This is a genomic window from Enterococcus sp. LJL51 (assembly GCF_049894025.1).
GTDB lineage: Bacteria > Bacillota > Bacilli > Lactobacillales > Enterococcaceae > Enterococcus_L.
Genome location: NZ_JBNEQE010000017.1, coordinates 14,221 through 35,932, shown reverse-complemented (window position 1 = coordinate 35,932; position 21,712 = coordinate 14,221). Strand labels below are relative to the sequence as shown.

Annotated in this window: 17 protein-coding genes; 11 read left to right on the top strand and 6 right to left on the bottom strand. The window is 39.5% G+C overall.

What is annotated here, in order from left to right:
• The first annotated feature begins 50 nt into the window (after window positions 1-50).
• Window positions 51-1,463: a dipeptidase PepV gene (gene pepV, locus ACPWSO_RS14315; protein ID WP_426084260.1), complete on the top strand. Its 1,413-nt coding sequence runs from the start codon at window positions 51-53 to the stop codon at window positions 1,461-1,463.
• A 192-nt stretch (window positions 1,464-1,655) separates the two neighbouring features.
• Here the strand turns inward: pepV and ACPWSO_RS14310 are convergent, their stop codons facing one another.
• Window positions 1,656-3,485 carry a glucose PTS transporter subunit IIA gene (locus tag ACPWSO_RS14310; RefSeq protein ID WP_426084259.1) on the bottom strand — a complete coding sequence of 610 codons (1,830 nt, stop codon included), beginning with the start codon at window positions 3,483-3,485 and terminating at the stop codon, window positions 1,656-1,658.
• 270 nt (window positions 3,486-3,755) lie between these two features.
• Here ACPWSO_RS14310 and ACPWSO_RS14305 point away from each other — a divergent pair, with 270 nt between their 5' ends.
• Window positions 3,756-4,955: an enolase C-terminal domain-like protein gene (locus ACPWSO_RS14305; protein WP_426084258.1), complete on the top strand. Its 1,200-nt coding sequence runs from the start codon at window positions 3,756-3,758 to the stop codon at window positions 4,953-4,955.
• A gap of 34 nt (window positions 4,956-4,989) precedes the next feature.
• On the opposite strand, the gene ACPWSO_RS14300 is transcribed toward ACPWSO_RS14305, so the two are convergent.
• On the bottom strand, window positions 4,990-5,697 hold the full coding sequence (locus tag ACPWSO_RS14300; protein WP_426084257.1) for a GntR family transcriptional regulator: 708 nt from the start codon (window positions 5,695-5,697) through the stop codon (window positions 4,990-4,992).
• A gap of 260 nt (window positions 5,698-5,957) precedes the next feature.
• On the opposite strand from ACPWSO_RS14300, the gene ACPWSO_RS14295 reads away from it, so the two are divergent.
• The gene (locus tag ACPWSO_RS14295) at window positions 5,958-6,851 is read left to right on the top strand and encodes a diacylglycerol/lipid kinase family protein (RefSeq protein ID WP_426084256.1); all 894 of its coding nucleotides are present in this window, start codon (window positions 5,958-5,960) and stop codon (window positions 6,849-6,851) included.
• A gap of 272 nt (window positions 6,852-7,123) precedes the next feature.
• Here ACPWSO_RS14295 and ACPWSO_RS14290 read toward each other — a convergent pair whose 3' ends face one another.
• Window positions 7,124-7,492: an iron chaperone gene (locus ACPWSO_RS14290; RefSeq protein ID WP_426084255.1), complete on the bottom strand. Its 369-nt coding sequence runs from the start codon at window positions 7,490-7,492 to the stop codon at window positions 7,124-7,126.
• A 309-nt stretch (window positions 7,493-7,801) separates the two neighbouring features.
• Between ACPWSO_RS14290 and ACPWSO_RS14285 the strand changes: the two genes are divergently transcribed.
• Both ACPWSO_RS14285 and ACPWSO_RS14280 read left to right on the top strand, forming a co-directional pair.
• Window positions 7,802-8,497 (top strand): DUF1963 domain-containing protein, encoded by a 696-nt coding sequence (locus ACPWSO_RS14285; RefSeq protein ID WP_426084254.1) that lies wholly within the window; start codon window positions 7,802-7,804, stop codon window positions 8,495-8,497.
• A 293-nt stretch (window positions 8,498-8,790) separates the two neighbouring features.
• The gene (locus tag ACPWSO_RS14280; protein ID WP_426084253.1) at window positions 8,791-9,192 is read left to right on the top strand and encodes a hypothetical protein; all 402 of its coding nucleotides are present in this window, start codon (window positions 8,791-8,793) and stop codon (window positions 9,190-9,192) included.
• A 247-nt stretch (window positions 9,193-9,439) separates the two neighbouring features.
• On the opposite strand, the gene ACPWSO_RS14275 is transcribed toward ACPWSO_RS14280, so the two are convergent.
• From ACPWSO_RS14275 to ACPWSO_RS14265, 3 genes are read right to left on the bottom strand one after another with little or no spacing between them, the layout of a single operon-like run.
• The gene (locus tag ACPWSO_RS14275) at window positions 9,440-9,820 is read right to left on the bottom strand and encodes a P-II family nitrogen regulator (RefSeq protein ID WP_426084252.1); all 381 of its coding nucleotides are present in this window, start codon (window positions 9,818-9,820) and stop codon (window positions 9,440-9,442) included.
• A 4-nt stretch (window positions 9,821-9,824) separates the two neighbouring features.
• Window positions 9,825-10,601 carry a DUF1538 domain-containing protein gene (locus tag ACPWSO_RS14270; RefSeq protein ID WP_426084251.1) on the bottom strand — a complete coding sequence of 259 codons (777 nt, stop codon included), beginning with the start codon at window positions 10,599-10,601 and terminating at the stop codon, window positions 9,825-9,827.
• Window positions 10,598-11,281, bottom strand: a complete 684-nt coding sequence (locus tag ACPWSO_RS14265) for a DUF1538 domain-containing protein (RefSeq protein ID WP_426084250.1) — start codon at window positions 11,279-11,281, stop codon at window positions 10,598-10,600. Before ACPWSO_RS14265 ends, ACPWSO_RS14270 begins: the two co-directional genes overlap by 4 nt.
• Before the next feature lie 218 nt (window positions 11,282-11,499).
• Here ACPWSO_RS14265 and ACPWSO_RS14260 point away from each other — a divergent pair, with 218 nt between their 5' ends.
• The 6 genes from ACPWSO_RS14260 (at window position 11,500) to ACPWSO_RS14235 (ending at window position 21,711) form a co-directional block, all read left to right on the top strand.
• Window positions 11,500-12,462 (top strand): ABC transporter ATP-binding protein, encoded by a 963-nt coding sequence (locus ACPWSO_RS14260; protein ID WP_426084249.1) that lies wholly within the window; start codon window positions 11,500-11,502, stop codon window positions 12,460-12,462.
• Complete coding sequence (locus tag ACPWSO_RS14255; RefSeq protein WP_426084248.1) at window positions 12,455-13,972, top strand: ABC transporter permease/substrate-binding protein; 1,518 nt, start codon at window positions 12,455-12,457, stop codon at window positions 13,970-13,972. Before ACPWSO_RS14260 ends, ACPWSO_RS14255 begins: the two co-directional genes overlap by 8 nt.
• Window positions 13,973-14,205: 233 nt before the next feature.
• Window positions 14,206-14,667 carry an arginine repressor gene (gene argR / locus ACPWSO_RS14250; RefSeq protein ID WP_426084247.1) on the top strand — a complete coding sequence of 154 codons (462 nt, stop codon included), beginning with the start codon at window positions 14,206-14,208 and terminating at the stop codon, window positions 14,665-14,667.
• A 43-nt stretch (window positions 14,668-14,710) separates the two neighbouring features.
• A complete protein-coding gene (locus ACPWSO_RS14245; protein WP_426084246.1) occupies window positions 14,711-16,225 on the top strand; it encodes a phosphomannomutase/phosphoglucomutase in 1,515 nt (504 codons plus the stop codon).
• 810 nt (window positions 16,226-17,035) lie between these two features.
• Complete coding sequence (locus tag ACPWSO_RS14240; protein WP_426084245.1) at window positions 17,036-17,755, top strand: winged helix-turn-helix domain-containing protein; 720 nt, start codon at window positions 17,036-17,038, stop codon at window positions 17,753-17,755.
• Window positions 17,756-17,982: 227 nt separating this feature from the next.
• Window positions 17,983-21,711, top strand: coding sequence for a pectate lyase-like adhesive domain-containing protein (locus ACPWSO_RS14235; protein WP_426084244.1), 3,729 nt, complete (start codon window positions 17,983-17,985; stop codon window positions 21,709-21,711).
• The last annotated feature ends 1 nt before the right edge of the window (window position 21,712 follow it).

Genomic DNA, 21,712 nt, shown 5'->3' with positions numbered 1-21,712 from the left:
GGATAATGGTATGATGGGAAGGTAGAATATTATATTAGGAGTGACTGAGGATGACAATCAATTGGCAAAAAGAAGTGGAAGAACGCAAAGAAGCGCTTCTTGAAGACTTACAGAACTTATTGCGTATTAACAGTGAGAGAGACGACAATCAAGTGACGAAGGATGCTCCTTTTGGTCCCGGACCTAAAGCGGCTCTGGAACACATGCTGGACTATGGTGTACGGGACGGCTTCACTGTTAAAAACGTCGATAATTATGCTGGACATATTGAGTATGGTGAAGGAGACGAAACTTTAGGTATCTTTGGACACATGGACGTTGTGCCTGCTGGAGATGGCTGGGATACAGATCCTTACGAACCAGTGATTAAGGATGGTAAAATCTTTGCCCGTGGATCAAGTGATGACAAAGGACCAAGTATGGCAGCATACTATGGTTTGAAAATTATTAAAGAGCTTGGGCTGCCGTTGTCTAAGAAAATTCGTTTTGTTGTAGGAAGCGATGAGGAAAGCGGCTGGGGAGATATGGATTACTATTTCCAGCATGAAGAAGCACCTGATTTTGGTTTTTCTCCAGATGCTGAATTTCCAATTATCAATGGCGAAAAAGGTAATGCAACCTTGTATGCGCATTTCAATGGTTCCAATACTGGAAAAACGAAACTGGTCAGCTTCCATTCTGGTTTACGGATAAACATGGTTCCAGGAACAGCTGAAGCGGCAATTTTAACTGAAACAGCTGAAGAGTTGATTGCTATGAAAGAAGCATTTGAAGCGTTTGTTGACAAACAGCCGATTAGCGGTTCATTTACAGCAGCTGGAAATACAGCTGGGCTTACAATTGTTGGTAAAGGTGCTCATGGGGCAAGTCCTCAGTCTGGAATTAATGCGGCAACCTTTTTAGCTGTATTTTTAAATGACTATGATTTTGCAGGTGATGGAAAAACATTCCTTAATACAGCAGCACACATCCATGAAGATTTTTATGGAGAAAAATTAGGAGTAGCCTATGAGGATGAGAAGATGGGCCGTCTGACAATGAACGCTGGCTTGTTTGTTTTTGAAGAAGAAAGCACGGAAGGCAACAAGATTAGCTTGAACTTCCGCTATCCTAAAGGGACAACTGTGGAAGAGTTGAAATCCGGTGTGCAGCAATCAATTGGAGTTGACGGTGTTGAAATCGTTCAGGATGACCGTAATCAAGAGCCTCATTATGTTCCTGTGGACGATCCGTTGGTAGAAACGCTGTTGAAGGTTTATGAAGATCATACAGGAGAAAAAGGCTCAGAAAAGATTATTGGCGGCGGAACATATGGCCGTTTACTGAAGCGCGGGGTAGCCTATGGCGCGATGTTCCCTGGCTACACTGATACTATGCATCAGGCAAATGAATTTATGGAACTGGACGATTTGTTCCGGGCAGCAGCAATTTATGCCGATGCAATGTATCGTCTGGCAAAATAGCGTACGGAAAAGGGCATGTTATTTAAGCAAAGCAGTCCAATTATGAACACAATTTTTGAGAAGTGTAACTAGAATAAAAAATATACGAAAGAGCCGACAGAGCTAATCCATTATTATCTAAAAAGGTCCCAGCGAATTGCAACATGTTCGCTGAGACCTTTTTGATTGAGTATAAATTTTCAATACCTATTTTTAGATAAGAACAACCTTTTCCATCGGAGCACCAGGCTGATGGTGGCCTTCAAGCTGATAATCTCCAGCAAAACGGGCGACTTTGTCCATGTTGGTTACGACAACAATAATTGAGGTATCCTTCGCTTTCTTATTCAGGATATCTAAATCCATATAGGCAATTTTTGTGTTGGCAGCTACATGCTGTCCTTCTGTGACGAAAAGCTGAAAGCCATTGCCGTTTAGGCTGACTGTGTCAATTCCCATATGAATCAGAACGTCAAGACCATTATCTGTGGTAATACCTATGGCGTGTTTAGTTGGGAAGATGGACGTTACTTTTCCAGTAACTGGTGAGAAAACTTCCCCTGAAAGAGACTTCATGGCATAGCCGTCGCCGACCATTTTACTTGAAAAAACAGAATCATTAACATCTTCTAAAGGAATGTACTGACCATCTGTAACAGCAGTCAACTCAATTTCATTAGTGAAGCTGCCGTTGTCAGCAGCTTCTTTCGGTACTAGGAAGTAAGCGATGGCAAAAGAAGTGCCCAAAGCAATCACAATCCCTAATACAGCAAAAATGAAATATTCTCCAATATATGCCGGCAGGCTGAAAATACTGGATAAAATGTAGCCGTAAATTCGAACGCCAAAGAAGCTGATAAATGCTGAAGCAACGGAACTGCCGATAGTTGCTGCAAAAAACGCTTTTTTATACTTGGTTAAAACACCAAACAAGGCCGGCTCTGTAATTCCTAATAAACCAGATACTGCAGAAGAAATAATAATTGATTTTTCTTCTTTGGATTTTACTTTAGTATACATTGCCGCAGCAGCTCCTGTGATTGCCATATTTGCCATAAACATCATGGGCATCAGCATATCGTAGCCTTGATTCGCAAAATTCTGTAAGGCGATAGGCGTCATTGCATGGTGAAGACCTGTTAAAATGGCAATTGGGCGAATTGCACCTACAATGATTCCGGCAAGAACTGGCGAAATGGAGAATAACCAGCTGACGCCGTCAGCTAAAAGATTGCCTAAATGAATGCCGGCTGGTCCAATAACAACGAGTGCCAGCAATCCGGAAACAAAAAGAGAGAGTGTAGGAGTAAAAACTGTCCGAAGGACTTCCGGCAATATTTTATCCACCCAACGATAGATATAACTTAGACATAAGATCGAAAAAATAATGGGGATTACAGTTCCAGCGTAATTGAAAACAGGTACAGGCAAAAAACCAAAAACAAGGAATTGGGAGACATCTCCCTGCGTCAATGCTTCAGTCATCGTTGGAAATTGAAGCGTCGCAGCAATGGCAATAGCCAAGTATTGATTTGTTCTAAAAATCTTAGCAGCTGAAGCAGCTACAAAAAAAGGTAGAAAGGTGAAAACACCACTGGCTAACATGTTGATGACGATGTAAGTAGGTGATTCTGCTGAAATTAGATTAAGTGCAGCTAAACCAGCAATCAGCCCTTTAATCATACCTGCACCAGCGATAGCTGGAACAATTGGTCCGAAAACACCGGAGACTGTATCCATAAACAGAGATACTAGTCCCTTTTTTTCACCATTAGCTGTTTCTTGCCGCTCGCTATCTAAGCCCAGTATTTTGGCTAGAGTCTGATAGTAGTCAGCAACAGCTGTGCCAATCACAATTTGAAGCTGATCGCTTTGATATTTTGTACCAACCACACCAGAAATTTTTTCCAGAGCGGCATAATCAATTTTTTCTTTGTCTTTCAGATTGAAGCGGAGGCGAGTCATACAGTGCCAAGCATTGTTGATGTTTTCTTTTCCGCCGACCCCTTGAATTATTTGAGTAATGGCTTGTTCATATTTCATCTAATCATCCTTTTTACTAGATTTCTTTCGGCCGATTGATTCCGTTTACAAATTTGATGATAGCATGGAATTTAATTTTTGAAAACCAGTCCTAAAAAACAGTTCATTGTATAAAAATGCTTATTTAAAGGCGTTTATGGTTGGTTTTATTGTGAATTGGACTGTTTTTATGTTGTTTTCAGGACATTATTCAGTCCAAATTGACAAAGGCTGTTTCTGCGTGGTTCAATAGCTTCTGTAAGACAAACACGATGACAAGGATGATGATAAATGACACCAACAATTATTACGGATGTAAAAAGCTTTGCAATTAAACCAGACCGGCATAATCTTGTTGTTGTAAAACTTGAGACCAATAAAGATATCCACGGATTAGGCTGTGCAACCTTCCAGTTTCGTCCGCTGGCTGTGAAAACAATGATTGATGAGTATTTGAAGCCCCTGTTGATTGGACGAGATGCCAATGAGATTGAAGACCTGTGGCAGGTGATGCATGTTAACGCATATTGGCGCAATGGACCGGTTATCAATAATGCAATTTCCGGAGTTGACATGGCTTTGTGGGATATTAAAGGAAAGCTGGCAGAAATGCCTCTATACCAGCTGCTGGGTGGAAAGGCACGGACAGCAATTCCAGCATATACACATGCTGTTGCAGAGGATTTGCCGGCGCTTTTTGAAGAGATTAATCGTATACGTCAGGAGGGGTATCAATATATCCGCTGCCAGCTGGGCTTTTATGGTGGCAGCCCGACTAGGTTGAACACGCCGGACAGTCCGCTGTCAGGCTCCTACTTTGATCAGCAGCAGTATATGGATACTACTTTGAAAATGTTCCAGGCAGTCAGAGAGACTTATGGAAACAGCTTTCAGATGCTTCATGATGTTCATGAACGTCTTCACCCAAATCAGGCATTGCAGTTTGCTAAGGCAGCTGAAGAATATCAATTATTCTTTCTGGAGGACATTCTTCCGCCTACTCAAAATGAATGGCTGTCCCAGCTGCGCAGTCAGTCGACCACTCCGATTGCATCAGGCGAGCTCTTTAATAATCCGATGGAGTGGAAGCAGCTGATTATCAACCGCCAAATTGATTTTATGCGAGTCCATGTATCCCAGATAGGCGGTATCACCCCGGCAATAAAACTAGCTCATTTTTGTGAAGCGATGGGTGTTCGGATGGCTTGGCATACACCGTCAGATATTACTCCGGTAGGGTTGGCGGTTAATACGCACTTGAACATCCATCTTCATAATGCTGCAATACAGGAAAATATTCCGGTTCCTGAAAACACGCTGCGTTTGTTTGATAAGACACCTGCAGCTAAGAAAGGCTATTTCTACCCAATCGAAGAAGCAGGTATTGGTGTTTCTTTTGATGAGGCAGCAGCGCTGGATTATCCTGCGGAGTATCGTCCCCATGAATGGACACAGAGCCGCACGCCGGATGGAACGATTGTGACGCCGTAAATAAAATGAAGAGACAGCTGAGTCATTACCGGGCTCAGCTGTTTCTTGCTTCATGAATTTCTCTGTCAAAGGGTCGGATATAAGTACAGGTGTAATCAATGGCAGTAATCTCGCTATATTCGAAGACACGCCCGTCCTCCAACAGACAGCGGTTTTGAATCAGCATAGCCGGCGTTCCTTTTTTACATAGTAAAAGCTCAGACTGATTTCGTGAAATAGTTGTCGGTGTATAGCTGGTGATGTAGTGAGAGATGCGAAAACCTTTCTTTTCCACATATTCCTGAATGGAATGCTCTACATGTTTTCTTGAAAGGTCAGGAAATAAAGCTGCCGGCATTTTTGACAGCTCAATTTGTTCAAAAGAATAGTCGACAATACGAGCCCTTTCGAACACCCAGATTTCTTGTGTTTCCTCTAATTGAAATATTTGTTCTTCTTCTGATGTAGATAATCGCTTTTCAAGAGAAAGCAGCTTGGAGCTAATGCGGTCATAAGGTGTTCTAGTTAATGAATTAAAAATTAACGGATTTTTCTTCAAGCGTTCCTGAATATAAATTCCTGAACCTTGCACAGTATAAACTACGCCAATTTCCTGCAGATTTTTAATAGCCTCCTGAATAGTAAAACGGGAAACCTGATAAGTAGCTGCAAGCGTCCGCTGATTCGGTAGTTTACCACTCTCGAAATGATCTTGATAAATTTTGCTCAATAAATCCTGTACGATAAATTCCTTCTTTTTCATCAGTTCATCCTTTGTTGTTTTTTAATATCTCAAATACAGCTCTGTATTTGAGATAGCTTAGGTTTCTCTAGTCTCAGTTCATTTTCTTCTAATGCTTCTGATGGTATCATCATTTATTCGATGTAGCAATTAGAAATATGGTATTCAATCTAGAAGAAAATGGATGTTTAGCTCACAAAAATTCAAGCATATTCATTCATGAAACATTCTGCTTCCTGCTATACTGAAAATAGCTAGAGACAGAAATGGAGAGTGTGAAAATGAAAAAAGCTGTATTAATTGTAAATCCCAGTTCTGGTAATGAAGAGGCGAAGAAATATGAACAATTGGCTTATGAGAAGCTGACGAGTTTGTTTGATCATGTTGAGGTACAGCATACAGAAGGAAGCGGCGACGCAACGGAATTTGCCAGACAGGCAGTTCTGGAAAAAGCGGATAGTGTGTTTGCCATGGGTGGTGATGGAACCGTGAATGAGGTAATCAATGGTTTAGCTGAACAAGATTATCGGCCAAAGTTCGGTTTCTTTCCTTTAGGGACAGTAAATGACTTAGCCCGTTCTTTAAATATTTCGATGGAACCGGAGGAAGCAATTAAAGAGCTAAATCTGAAAAATAGAATCCAATTAGATGTTGGCAAGGTCAATGATGTCTATTTTACCAATATTGTTGCTGCCGGCAGTATTCCAGAAGCAATCAGTGATGTAGATGTTGAAGAAAAGACGAAGCTTGGAAAATTGGCTTATTTCATTTCAGGCTTTAAGCAGGTTCTAAATAATGACAGCTATCATTTTTCATTGGAAATAGACGGTGAAAAGAAATTAATTGAAAGCAGTACGGTTGTCGTTGTTTTAACCCAGACAGTTGGGGGTTATGAACGTGTTGTGCCAGAAGCGAAGCCGAATGACGGTAAGCTTTATCTGCTTTATTTGAAAGATCAGACAATTACAGACACAATCAAAAGTGTACCGGATATTTTAAAGGGGATTGACCATACTAGTGAAACAATTGGCTATCAGCCTTTTACAGAAGGTAGTCTATTTGTAAAAGAAGAAGTTGAACTGCATCCCAGTGTAGATGGAGATGAAGGACCTGAGCTACCCCTGCATTTTAAGGTACTTCCGCAGCATTTGGAGGTTTATTGCGGTTCCAAGTAAATCATTTGAAAGGCTGGGCTATGTGTTTCTGCGGTTACTTGCCGCTGTGGGATACTGACGAGTGTTTCCATAGTATTATTTATTCGAAAATTAGCGAAAACAGAGAGTCGGACATGTATTTATGTCCGTGCTCTCTGTTTTATTTAAATGATTCCAGTGATTGTTCATTTGACGCTTAATCTGTTATTTATACATAAAGAATCTAAAAAAACAGATTTGGAGTAAATGCAGGACACTTTAGCTTTGAAAGCAACTTTCTTCTGTCGCGAACGCTATCTCCAAAACTTGGTAAAGTCTGCTTTGTCAGCTATATTAAAATCAATCAATTTTTTTAATAAGTCATAATTGATATCCTGAGCCCAGTTGACTCTAATGATATTTTCAGTATGGTCATAACCAGCTTGTTCAATTTCTTCTTTAAATTGCTTCAAGGTTTTCACTTCTGGAGAAATAGAAAAATGTTTTTTAGAGATACTGAATCCAATAATAAAGGTTCCGTGGTCTGTAAACATTGGCTGATTCCATTTTATGACAGGAACCAGGCTTGGGTACTGCTTTGTAATCCAAGCCAAAAGAACAGTCATTGTAGCTCGTTCTTTTGGCTGATCAATTTTGCTAAGGTACTCTTCTAAAATAGCCATAGATATTCTCCTTTCTTGTTATAATGATAGTATAGTGGCTGCGTGGATAAAGCTCAAATAATCCGGAAAATAGGGGAGCAATGGCTGTAGAGGAAGGGAGATCCTTCGGGAGACAACAGCTTGCTTTTGATAGAGAAAGTAACGTAGTTTGTACAAGCGAAGCTTTGAAATTGTCAGAGGTCATATTTATAAGTGCGATACCTGGTTTTTTCTCGCTGATAAACACAGAAAATAGAAATATCATTTTAATCTTTTTTGGAGAGGGACATATTAGCTGGGTTCTCATTAAGAATTAGGAGGTTAAAACAGATGAATGTAGAAGAGATAAGAATAAAATTAAATAAAAAAGCTGTGGTGTTCAAGACGGGAGGCTTCAGACCTACACACTTGCTGGAAGAGCATTGGATAGGTGCGGTACCTTATTCTTTACAGCAGGAGCAGCTGCCGGTGGATGAAAATGGTATAAAAATGATTCCGTTACTGCAAATTAATCTCGAGGCACTGCCCTATGTACCAGACTCGCTGAAAGCAGTTAAACTGATTTCAGTATTTATTTCTTTAAATTTTAAACCAGTTGGAGAGAATTTAATAAGTTATTTTTGTATTCGCGAATATGCATACTTAAATAAGTTGATTTTTACTGATTATAAAAATGAAGATTCATTTATCAAGCCCTGTCCAATGTCTGTTCATTTAGTAGAAGAGGATCGTCCTATGTGGGATTCTGCTGATATACCAACTGATATTTCTGATGAAATTTTATTATTGGAAGAGCAAGAAGAAGTTGATTACGAAGAAGATATAGCAGTGCATCATTATGAAACAAAAGTTGGCGGCTACGGTTCTTATATACAAGGACATTTAGGTTTTCCCGAGGGCTTTGATTTTGCTTTTCAGATATCTTCCGACGAAAAAGCTAATTTAAATATTGTCAGTAATGGGCGTCTCTATTTTGCAAGAAATTCAAATTCAGGAGCTTGGTATGTAGACTGTGATTTTTTCTAAAGCCAGTAAAAAGTTAAGTATGAGAAAGGATAGTAGCGTTTTGCTGAATTATATAACGTTTATTTAAAATATTCTGGTTATCTTCTAATCATTTTGTCAGTTAATGACTGTGTTTTATTTATCTATTTTATTAATTAAAAAACATTCATTATGATTGAAAACGTAGAATAGATGTAATAGATTTAAAGTATCTGTCAAAGATAGACTAGTATTTTTGTCAAGATATGGAATGGCTCTAAAAACTAATAGCTAATGTTCAGATCTGGATAATAAGAAAGGTTATTAAACGAATCATGATTAAGAATAAGGTAGTAACTATAAAAAATGATATTCAGGAAAGAGAGAAAAAAGCATTACAGCAGGCGTTAAGGATTCTAGATATGCAGTTTGACAACTATCTTTCAAAAGAATTAGATGACCCTGAAGTTATCGGAGACGGCTACATTTGTTTGGCATCCAATAACTTATTTTCAATACTGCGGATTGATGCTAAGTATTTGAATGAGCAGGGCTTTAACAAAGTATTTAAGTACATAAAAAATTATTGTCGAATCCAAGGGTTGAATTTAAAGGTAATAGAGCGGGATAAAAACTTTTTTTTTGTAAAAATTGTCTTTATTGAATATCGTTCCCTAAGGGTTCGAATAAGAGAGTATTTCAGCTTTCTGATCAGCCGTTATCTGTTATCTAACTGAAACCGCCAAATGGATAGTTTTAATGAGCTCCAATCAAAAAACAGCTGCTCCGCTTAACGGAGCAGCTGTTTTTTTAGACTATCCATAGAATGAAAGAAATCAAGATAAACCTGGGATAACTAAGTATCGAACAGTTCTTTTGTTTAATTAGAGAGAAACAGCAGAGCTTGTCCCAATCTCATCTTGACTTCCTGAATTCAGCCGTCACAAGAAGTGGCTGAAACTGTATACTGCATTTGTTAAGCTGCTATTTTTTGTCCTCATCCAGCAGATTGTCCAGTTCAACAACTTTACTGTATTCAGCAATTTTTGAAATTCCGATAACTTTATCAAGATCAACAACAAAAGCAATCCCATTTCCAGGCTGACAAATTTTCATCTCTACACTCAGTGCATCTAATACCTTGTTGGTCATCGCTTCGGGAACCAGGGTTAGAACAATATCCTTTTCCGGTTCAATATCAATACCTAAAAAGCGTCCGGCGTCATGAACACCTGCACCGCGTCCATGGAGAATCGTTCCTCCTGTAGCGCCAGCTTCTTTAGTGATGTCGATGACATCAGAACCATTACCTCCGTCAACAATCGTGACAATCAGTTCAAGATTCAAAGCAACTAATTTTTTCATTATACTACCCCTCTTCTTCTGCTAATCTTTGCCGTTCCAGTCTCAGTTGATGGTCACGGTCATCTTTTTTCTTGTAAATATACCCTAAAACCAGTGTTGACAAGATAGGTGCCAGAGCAATCATTGCCACCACGCCAAAACCGTCAACCAGTGGATCTCGACCTTCTATCTGAGAGGCGATTGCGACACACATTGACAAAATAAACGTAGAACACATAGGTCCAGTTGCCACGCCCCCATTATCAAAGGCCATCGCTAAGAACATTTTATCCACTTTGCGTCCCAAAAGAAAGACTAAAATATAACCTGGAATTAAAAAGTAATAGAGAGAAAATCCAGCCAATAGACGCCACATAGACAAACCAACGGCTGCACCGACGCCGAAGGAAACAAACAGCAGCATGATTTTGCTACGAATTCGCCCCTCGCTGATATTCTCAATCTCTTTTACCATCACATGAATAGCCGGTTCCGCAAAACCAACTAAGAACCCCATGAAAAAGCCCAGAGGAATCAAAATATAGTTGTAGTCTAAAGCAGCTAAGGATGCTCCTAAATGTCGTCCAACAGGTACGTATGCGATGTTGACGCCATGAAGGAACAAAATAAGTCCGACAATCGTAATTAGAAAACCAATCATAATTTTAGCGAAACGCTTTTTACGCAGTTTGAAACTAGTGAAGTTCAATACTACAAAAATGATGATGATAGGCGATACAGCCATCAGTACTTCCCAAATAACTGTATCCAGCCCTGTAAATAGGCGTTCGATAATCGTCATCGGAAGATCACCCCCAAAGCCATAACAGCTAGAATGGGACCTAATGAAGCGACACCCACCATACCAAAGCTGTCATTCTCATGTGGTTTCTGTTTAATCATAGAGGTAACGCCAATAGCTAGGGAAAGAATGAACGGGACAGTGATGGGCCCGGTTGTAACACCGCCTGAATCAAAGGCAATCGGCATAAATTCCGGACTGGTGAAGAATGAAGCGATTAGAACAAATAGATAGCCAATCAGCATCATTTTATAATAAGAAAATTTGAAAACAACCCGTAGTAGAGCCAGTGCAAGGAAAATTCCTGTTCCTACACTAACAACCGCTAATATCAGGGAGCGTGAGATTGCTCCGTCTGAAATTTCGTTAACCTGTTGTCCTAATACCTGAACGGATGGTTCTGCGATTGTGATAACAATTCCAATGACAAAGCCGAGTCCGACAATAATCCACAACTTTCGCTTCTTAACCATAAACTTTCCGACCAATTCGCCAACGGCCATCATAGAATGATCGGCTCCAAATAAAAATAGTGCCATTCCAATAATCATAATACCTGCACCAATCAGAAAAACGACCAGATCTTCCCACGGTAAAGGGGCAAAAGCAAAGGTCAGGATAATAATCAGCAGTGTCATAGGCGCAATGGCCATTAATACATCTTGAAAAGATTTTCGCATGTATCCTCCTCCTTTATTTTTCAGTGTACTTATATAGTATAACCTAAAAAAAAATTAAAATTCAGGGTTGACATCCTACTGTGTACAAATGTTAGAATGAAATGACCATTAAAAGAACGTACGTTCTTTTTTTAAAAACAAGATATTCGTAAGATGAAAAAGGATGCCGTATACTTAAATAATGTATAGTAGCTGATTTTGAAAAAAGAGGTGGAAGAATGATTGAATTTCAACAGGTATCAAAGGAATACAGTAGTCAGCAGGTTTTGACAGAATACAATCTGTCTATTGAAGACGGTGAATTTTTTGTCCTGGTAGGACCAAGCGGCAGCGGGAAAACAACAACATTAAAAATGCTTAATCGACTGATTGAACCCACAGATGGGAATATTTATTTTGAAGGAAAACGGCTGATTGATTATGATTTAAGAGAGCTGCGTCTGCGTATTGGCTACGTGCTGCAGCAAATTGCTCTATTTCCTAATATGACAGTTGCTGAAAATATTGAACTGATTCCTGAACTAAAAGCATGGAAAAAAGAAGAGCGCCGGCAGCGGACGAAGGAGCTCCTTGAAAAGGTAGGACTGCCTCCTGAAGAATATATGAATAGGAAACCGGCAGAACTTTCAGGTGGAGAACAGCAGCGTATCGGTATTTTACGTGCTATTGCAGCGAAGCCGGATATTATATTGATGGATGAACCTTTTAGTGCACTGGACCCCATTTCCAAAAGCCAGCTGCAGCTGTTGATTAAGGAGCTGCATAAAGAACTGGCTAGCACCATTATTTTTGTCACCCATGACATGAATGAAGCGATGCTGCTGGGCGATCGAATCTGTATCATGAAGGATGGAAAGATTGTTCAAGTAGATACGCCTGAACAAATTAGAAAAGCGCCTGAAAATGAGTTTGTAGCACAATTTTTCCAAAACGGAACATTGGGACTAGCTGATTACAATGCGACAGATTTACATGAGATGGGCTTGCTGGAAGCAGCCGGAAATTCTGGTGTCCGCCAAATTGATGGAGCCACCAGCTTAACTGATGTAATTGAGCTGCTTGCTGTTGAAGGCAGGCTGATTGTGAAAAATGATCAAACAGTGCTTGGCGCAGTTACCTCCGACACAATTGTTGCATTTCTTGAAAAACGGCTGAAGGCAGGTGAGCAGGTAGATGAATAATTTGATTGAAACATTCGTATCCCGTAAAGATCAGTATCTCCAGTCATTGTTGGAGCATATTCAGCTATCGCTGTTATCCTTGTTAATTGCTATCTTGATTGCCATACCTTTGGCAATTTTACTGACTAAATACAAAAAAATTGCAGAAGTTATTTTGCAGATTACTGGAATCTTTCAAACAATTCCTTCATTAGCTCTTTTAGGTCTGCTAATTCCTTTGATTGGTATCGGCACTCCTCCGGCAATCATTGCACTGGTAATCTATGCGTTGTTTCCGGTACTCCAGAATACGTATACAGGATTAACGGAAATTGACCCTTCTCTAGAAGAAGCGGCAGAAGCCTTTGGAATGACCAAAAAAGAGAAGCTGATAAAATTTGAATTGCAGTTGGCGCTGCCGTATATTGTTTCAGGGATTCGGACAGCCGCGGTAATGATTATTGGGACGGCCACCTTGGCGGCATTGATTGGTGCCGGCGGTTTGGGAACCTTCATCCTTCTGGGGATTGACCGAAACAATGTTTCGCTGATTCTGATTGGGGCAATATCTTCTGCGGTTCTGGCAGTGCTGTTCAATTACGGAATTCATCTGTTGGAAAAGTCCAGCGTGAAAAGAATTGTCGGTTCCTTTGTGCTATTATTTGCACTGCTAGGAGGTTCATTTATTTATTCTAATGCCGGCGGTCAGCAGCAAACAATAACTATTGCAGGAAAATTAGGTGCTGAACCTGATATTATCATCAACATGTATAAAGAATTAATTGAAGAAAATAGTGATGTCCATGTAGAGCTAAAACCGAATTTCGGAAAAACGACGTTCCTATATAATGCGTTAAAATCTGGTGAAATTGATATTTATCCTGAATTTACTGGTACAGTACTGGAAACATTTTTACCGGAAAATACAAATACATCTAATGATCCGAAGAAGGTCTATACGTATGCAAAAGAAGAAATCGCAAAACAGGACAAACTGGCTTATTTGGCACCGATGAAGTATCAAAATACTTATGCAGTAGCTGTTAAGAGAAGCTTTGCTGAAGAAAACGGCTTGAAGACGATAGAAGATTTGAAAAAGGTCAGCGGACAGCTAAAGGCAGGCTTTACTCTTGAGTTTATTGACCGTGAAGACGGATATAAGGGACTTCAAAGCGTCTATGGATTGACAATGGAGGTTCAGTCGATGGAGCCTTCTCTGCGCTATCAGGCAATCAATAATGGTGATGTGAATATTGTGGATGCTTATTCCACTGACAGTGAGCTGAAACAATATGATTTGGTTACTTTGGAAGATAACAAGCAGCTGTTTCCTCCCTATCAGGGAGCTCCGTTGCTGAGGGAAGAGACGCTAAAGGAATATCCTGAACTGGAAGAATGGCTGTCTCCGCTGACTGATAAAATCACAGAAGAAGAAATGAGTGAGATGAACTACCAAGTAAACGTAGAAGGACATGACCCGCAAAAGGTAGCCCATGATTATTTAGTGAAGCACCAAATGATTAAAGAATAGCTTTTTGCTTCATCAGCAGAGTACTCTAGCTACCATGTTGATTAGACGATACCCGCTCTCCATTATTTGAAATATGGAGCAGCGGCAGAGCACAAGTAAAGAACTGGAACCTCTTGTTCCAGTTCTTTACTTTTATCCATTTCTGTAAAAAGAGTAAAATTTACCAAAAAGAACTGATTTTTTTTAAGACTTTCGTTATAATGTAAGAAAATACTAAACAGGGGCGTTGCAACATGAAAAAAGTAGATCGTCAGCGTTTGATTCGTCAGATTATTACTGAGAATGAAATAGAGACACAAGAAGAGCTAATTGAACGTTTGAAGGCTGCCGGCGTTAAGGCGACTCAGGCGACCGTCTCTAGAGATGTTAGAGAAATGAGCATTGTTAAAACCCATGATTCAGATGGAAAAGTAAAATATGCCATCTTTTCACAGGTGAAAACGGAAAGCTTAGAAAGCAAGCTAAAGGAATCAGTCAAGGATTCTGTTATCCGTATTGAAAGAGTTCAGTTTACAGTTATCGTTAGCACAGATATGGGCAGAGCGGATGTGGTAACCAATCTTCTTGATGAGGTGAACTATAGTGAAGTGGCCGGAACTGTTGCAGGAGTAGATACGATTATTATCATTACTAGGTCAGAGCAGGAAGCACAGATACTTGTTCAGCGGCTGGAAGCAATGATGAGAAACGAATAAAAGAGTTTAACAATAACCAAACAAATGAAGGGAGTTTTGCTACATGGATTTGAAAGCGCTGCAAAATGGGTCTGATTTTCGAGGGATTGCAGTAAGTACAGAAGAATATCAGGCGAATTTAACCCCTGAACAAGTGAAAAAAATCGGAGTAGGTATGATTCATTGGTTAAGGGATAAGAAGGAGCTTCGAGAAAAACAGGAAGCAGGTCAATTAAAAATCGGGATTGGTCATGACAGCCGGATTACTGCAGATATCTTGAAACAGGCATTGAGTGACTCGTTTGTCTGTCATGGTATACAAGTGCTGGACCTGGGACTAGCTACTACGCCAGCAATGTTTATGGCAACACAATTTCCTCAGTATGACTGCGATGCAGCAATTATGATTACGGCTAGCCACTTACCTTACTATTTTAACGGCTTAAAGCTATTTACAAGAAGTGGCGGGGCAGAAAAAGAAGATATCGCTTATATTGTTGAACACAGTGAGCAGCCTTTAATAGAAGAAACAGGTAAAATAGAAAAAACTGAGATTATCCAAACCTATGCGAAGGATATGGTGCTGAAAATTCGCAAAGGGATGAAAACAGAGGAAGCTAAGCCGCTAGCAGGCTTTCGGATTGTTGTAGATGCCGGCAATGGTGCTGGCGGATTTTTTGCAGAACAAGTATTAGCTGAACTGGGAGCTGATATTTCGGGTTCGCAGTTTTTAGAACCAGATGGAACATTTCCAAATCATATCCCCAATCCTGATAATAAGGAAGCCATGGCAAGCATTCGTCAGGCAGTACTGGATAATCAAGCAGACTTAGGCGTAATCTTTGACACAGATGTCGATCGTTCAGCAGTTGTTGACGGAAGTGGAGAAGTCATTAATCGAAATAATTTAATTGCACTGCTGGCAACCATTGTGTTGGAAGAATACCCAGGCAGCAATATTGTCACTAACTCACCGACCTCCAGCCATTTGAAGACATTTATTGAAGAAAAAAGCGGAAAACAGGTACGCTATATTTCCGGCTACCGCAATGTTATTAACAAGATGCTTGAACTGAACAGCGAAGGGATAGAAACGCCACTAGCAATAGAGACTAGTGGTCATGCAGCGTTTAAAGAGAACTACAATCTGGATGACGGGGCCTATGTCATCGCTAAGCTGCTGATGCTGTTGCCGAGATTAAAGCAGGAAGGAAAGACACTGAGCGACTTGATAGGGACCTTAAAGCAACCTGTGGAGACTCAAGAGCTGCGCTTTAAGATTCAGACAGAAGATGTTCAGACTTATGGAAACCAAGTGATTTACGACATGCAGGTTTTTGCCAAGAACACAGCAGGATTTGCTATTGATCAGGAGAATTATGAAGGAATTAGAGTGGATGTTTTAGAAAAGTATGGCTCAGGGTGGTTTCTACTTCGCATGAGTCTCCATGAACCTTTACTCGTTCTACAGATAGAAAACGATTTAAAAGGTAAGAATCAGACTGTGTTGATTAAATTAGCTGAGTTTTTTAAGAATTATAGCTTTCTAGATTGTAAAAGCTTAAATCAGTTACTATAAATAAGAATATATACGATAGAAAAACATCGGAAAACGACAAAAGTCGTTATTTCCGATGTTTTTTTAGTTAGAAGTTTAAAAAACTGAATATAAAATTATTTTTTAATAAAAAAGTGAAAACAAAAATAAAAATCTCACTGTTTTTTAAAAAAAATAAGACGATGAAAAAAAGATAACGTGTGAAGAAGTATTTATTTTTGTTTAATGATGGTTAATTTGTCTTCATGAACAAAATAAAATCAAAACTCTTTCAGCGAAAATATATATGAACGTAAGAATTCATGCTGTTGTAGTAAAAAAAGATTTCTCAAAAGTATTAAGTTTGAGAAACTTTTTTTATTTTAAATACAAAAAAATAAATCAAATTCATTTCTTGGTTAATTCTAAATTAAAAACAAAGAATAGTCTAGCTAGTTTTTTATCAATTTTTTAATTTTTTTCGCAAAAAAATGATAAAAAAACAATGAATAGTAATTTTTTTCATACAATCAACAGGTATAACTAGCCTTTTAAAAAAAAAACAGAAATTTATAAACAGTTTAAGCCGTCGCAAATGCCGTCACAAATATTCAATGATTTTCCTCCCTATTTATCAACAATTTAAGGCAGCTATATCCATATTTAGTTGAAAATATTAAGCCGTCATTTAAGCCGTCGCTTCAAAAAAAGCGTCTTTAACCTGTATAAATTCAATGTTTTTAATTAGTTTCTCAAACTTAATACTTTTAATACATAAATCTATTGGATTTCAAGAAAACAGAAATCTGTAGAAAAACGAGCGATGTAAATTGAATGAAGGGGGAAAATCCTATGAATTTAGGAGTAATAACGTTATCAGCGGATATATCAGATAAGTATGTAGAAAATCTTAAGAAGAATCAAATAAACGTTGTTTCTTTGACAGATGAAAACTTTAATACATATATCAATAGTCTGGATGCAGTCGTAATTAGAGAGAACCCGGCAGAAGACGTAAGTAATACTTGCAGTTTACTGTTAAAGCTTAAAGAATATTCAGGGATTTTCGTTTGGGTTTTTTCATCTGATTCTGCTAAAATTATGCGCTCTGTCTACCTGCAGTTGGGAGCGGTAGGAATTATACCTGAGGACTCTGATAGTGAAGAATTTCGCTTGACCATTACAAATAGCTTATATAGGAAACAAGAACATCCTGATAATAATGAGGGAAAACGCACTGAAAAATCAGTATCTGTTACTCCGACTAGTGATAAAACACTAGAGCTGATTCCTCGAAACTTCAGCATTAATGTAAAAGGTAAGGGAGAAATTCCTTTAACACGCTTAGAATACCATGCGATGGAAACCTTATATAAATACATCAACTCTGCTGTTACTTATAAAGAGCTGTATGAAGAGGTCTGGGATGGAGAATTCGATGAAAAAAACAGCAATTACAAAGTTGCTAACTTAATTTTCCATTTAAGAGAAAAGCTTGAAGGAAAGTCTACTCCTTTCGTCTATATTAAAACAGTTCGTTCGAAAGGCTACATGCTGGTTATCAAAGAATGATTATTTTAGGAAAGTCGAAGATATGAATGGGGATTGTCATGGCGGCTTTGTCTGATTATCAGGAGTGACGGTGACACACATACGGTATTTCATTTTCCAACAAAATAGAAGCGGGCGATAACACAATATGAAATCTTTGCTCACTAATGATTTGAAGGAGATTGAAATAAATATGTACTTCTTTTAAGACAAGTACATAAAAATATTACGGGAGAGGAGATGAATAAATGAAAATCGGAAAAAAGTCTTATTTTTGGTTAGTGCTGCTTTCCGCGATTTTGATTGTAGGTTCAGTCTTTAGAGCTTCTTATATAAAAGCTTCAGAAGAAGAATATGGTTTTGAAGTATCAGATGTTTCTGAAACGACGAAGTCAGTCACGCTGAAGGTTCAAAATCCTGTAGATGAGGAATTAGTTCTGAATTATAGCGGGTTGAAAGATGTCAGCGAGGAAGTGATTCAAGAAGGTTTATCCAAATCTTTTGATGGTGAGCTTATCGTATCAACAATCAATGAAGGCAGTAAAAAACTAGAAATTAAAAAAGGAACTGAAGCTTTTGAAACAACATTCTTAGTTGAAAAATCTGAGGAAGCGGCTTCTGCAGATTTAAAACTAGTAAGTAGTAAGCAAACAACGCTTGCTGAAGCAAAGCTGGCATTTGCAGATTCATCAGTTGATTTAACAGAAAATCTGATGACACCACCCACACAGGAAGATTTTGAAAGACAAGAATATTCTAAAAGTTTGGAAGTTGCGCCAATGGCGTATGTTCCTTCAACAGATTCAGAATTAGATTTGGCTGATGCAGCCTACTATGCTGCAAAAGGCAACTTTAATCCTGATGCCAATATAGCTTATGTATCTAACTGGACAGAATTTGTTCGTGCGTATAAGAACAATGCTGTAACTAAAATTAAGCTGACTGCAAGCATTGCCAGTGAGAATATTTCAGTAGATGGTGTATCAACAACAATTTTCGGAGATAACGCAGATGAATACCGTAAAGCATCTGTCGTGATTGATGGAGGTTATGTAGATGGGACTGGAGCTAAAAAGGAGTACGGCTTAACACTTTCAGGTTCTAAAATGCTGCGTACAAGTGATGCGCCAACTGGCTTTACCGAAACCGCAGCTGACGGCAGCCAACAAACTCGGTCAATGATTCATTTGAAGGATTTGAGTATTGCACAACCTGGTGCAGAAAATGGATATTCCTATGGTTTTGTTGGTGCTCCTGGTGTAGATACAACAGTTGCTGGAGAAAATGCCAATGCACCATATTCTCGAAATTGGTATTTCCGTTTTACTAATGTCAATACGGATATCGATGATAACAATGCAACTTATACAGGTGTAGCTCGTGCAGTTGTAGGCTATCAAGCAGAAGTAACCCTGGCAGGAAAAGTAACCTTAAGTGTGACAGGTGAGCCGTTCTATTTAGGAAGTCTGATTGTTGAGCCAGGTACCTCATTTAGAGGGATTACTGAATACTCTAATTATTCAGTTGTCTGGTTTGTAGACCGAATTGATAAGAAGACAACCGGAGCAACTGGCGAGTTGACAATAGGTAAAGATTCATTTGTCTACCTGAAAAACGTAACAACAGGTGCTTCATATCCTGGGTTTTATGGGGATTACGGCGACGCAGTAATTGATGAAGGAGCAACATTAAACATCGATATGCAGGGAAATGCCTGGCGTTTTGACACCTATGATTCTACTGTTCGAGTGAAAAAAGATGCAACGCTTAACTTGATTAGTAGAGGGACTGGTGCAGTTTTAACTTATGGAGGCGGACCTGGTCCGTTTGCAGATGGCTATAATGCTATTACGCACCGTAATACTTTTATTGTAGAACCAGAAGCAAGTTTCTTTGCTTATGGGAAAACAGGTACTAACACGGGAACAATTGAAACACAAGCAAGCTCTACTAATAATTCTTTTGTATTGGACAGTCCAAAATCGTTTGACATTCGAAACTCGACCAATAATACAGCTAGTAATAATGGTAGTTATCGAGCAGTCAATATGTACAATGGATTATCTGTTGCAAATGGAAGAAACAGTAACAGCTTTGAGATCATCAATTCAGATATCAGTTTATGGCGGAATGGTGCTGCAGGCGGGTCAAGCAATGTTGATATTGACGGCTTAGCTTCAGAGGAATATGTGAAGGTTGGCGGGTTTAAAATGAACAGCCAAAACTCAGATACGTATGCAGCAGCTAATACCAATCCATATCCTGTAGCAACTGATGCTAACTTTGCAACAACCTTAGGGAAATTTAATCCGCCAGTTGTCAAAAGAATTGCTGGACGAAATACACCGCCGGAGGTTATCTGGAATCCAACAACGGATGCCGATAAAACGTTGAAGGTTCGTGTTTATTTAGGTGAAAGACCGACAGGCTATGATCAGGACGGGAATACGATTTTGGTGCCGGTATATGCGGGTCAAGGAGAAGCCTCAGTGTACTTTACAGACACTTACGGCAACAATTATGGACCAATCTTAACGGACGCCAATGGATATGCGAGTGTTCCTGTGGACTTCCAGAAAGCTGGACAGCAGGTTACTGCACATGCTGAACGAGGTCCAGCTGAACCGAATAAGTGGACTGGTGATGATAAGTCAACAACAGTCATCGATGTAACTCCGCCGGAACCGGCAAAAGTTGTCGATGACAAAATAACAAATGCGACGAAGCAGCTGATTGCTGAAAATCTGGAGGCAGGCGCGAAAGTCTTCCTGACAATTACTGGAACAACTGCTAATGCGGGAACAATGATTCCGGCTGGAACAGTTGGTGCAGATGGCAAATGGACACATAATCTGTCTGCTTACCTAAATACAGGTGACACTGTAACCATTTATCTGCAGGATAATGCAGGTGTTGCAGCGGGTCAGGCTGGAGAACTGCCATTTGATCCAGCCGCACCATCAACGAATAGCGCAAACGGAAACATTAATCCTTCGCCAAATGATTTGTCCTATCGGGATGCAACATTCACAAAAGCAACAGTATATACTGTGAGCGATTCTATTCCAGAGTCAAGTTTGACAAAGGAACAAAAATTCTACCGAAAAGGGACAGAAATTACTTCTGGTATTCAGGTAAATGATGTAGTCCGTTATACGCTGACTGTTAGAAATACCAAAGCAGCAACTTTAGACACCACATGGAAAGACGTTGCAATTACAGATGTCTTACCAACAGGTATTAATTTTGAACTGGCAACAGCTAATCTAAAAATTAATAATACTGACCCAGCTGCTGGTGCTGTAACGTATGACGAAGGTACGCGGACACTGACAGTGAACGCTGGCAGTTTAGCATCTTCTACTGAAGCAGTTATTACGTTTGATGCAGTCATCAATCGAAATGCAGTTGGCTTTAAGCTGAAAAATGAAGCAACAGCATTAGGTTATTCGCCGCGGGAAAGCAATAATCCATTTGTACCAGGTGTAAATCCTACTCCGACCTACGAAGAAATTACTGCTACAGCACAAGTGGAAACACCGGGAACAATCGCTGGTGTACTGGAAATTACTTCCGGCCCATCAGTTTTGAACTTCGGGGTAAGAAGTAATAATACAGATACTCGTGTAAATAAAGCAGAGTATACAGAACCGTTGGTTGTTACAGATACACGGGCACAACGCGATAGCTGGAAGCTGATGGTTGAAGTAACACAAGATTTAACACATCAAACTGATACAAGTAAGACCTTGCCGGGAGCACTTCGCTACAAATACGGCAGTAGGCCGGAATTGACGTTAAACGGCTCTCCTCAAGAAATCTATCGAGATAGTTCAGGGACCGCCGGCGACTTCGTTATTAGTGATAACTGGTCAGAGGCTGGAGATGGGTTCAAATTACAAATCCCGGCTGGCCGTGTTCAAGCAATGGGTGAGTATCAAGCAGAGATTCTTTGGACACTGCAGGATGCCAATTGAT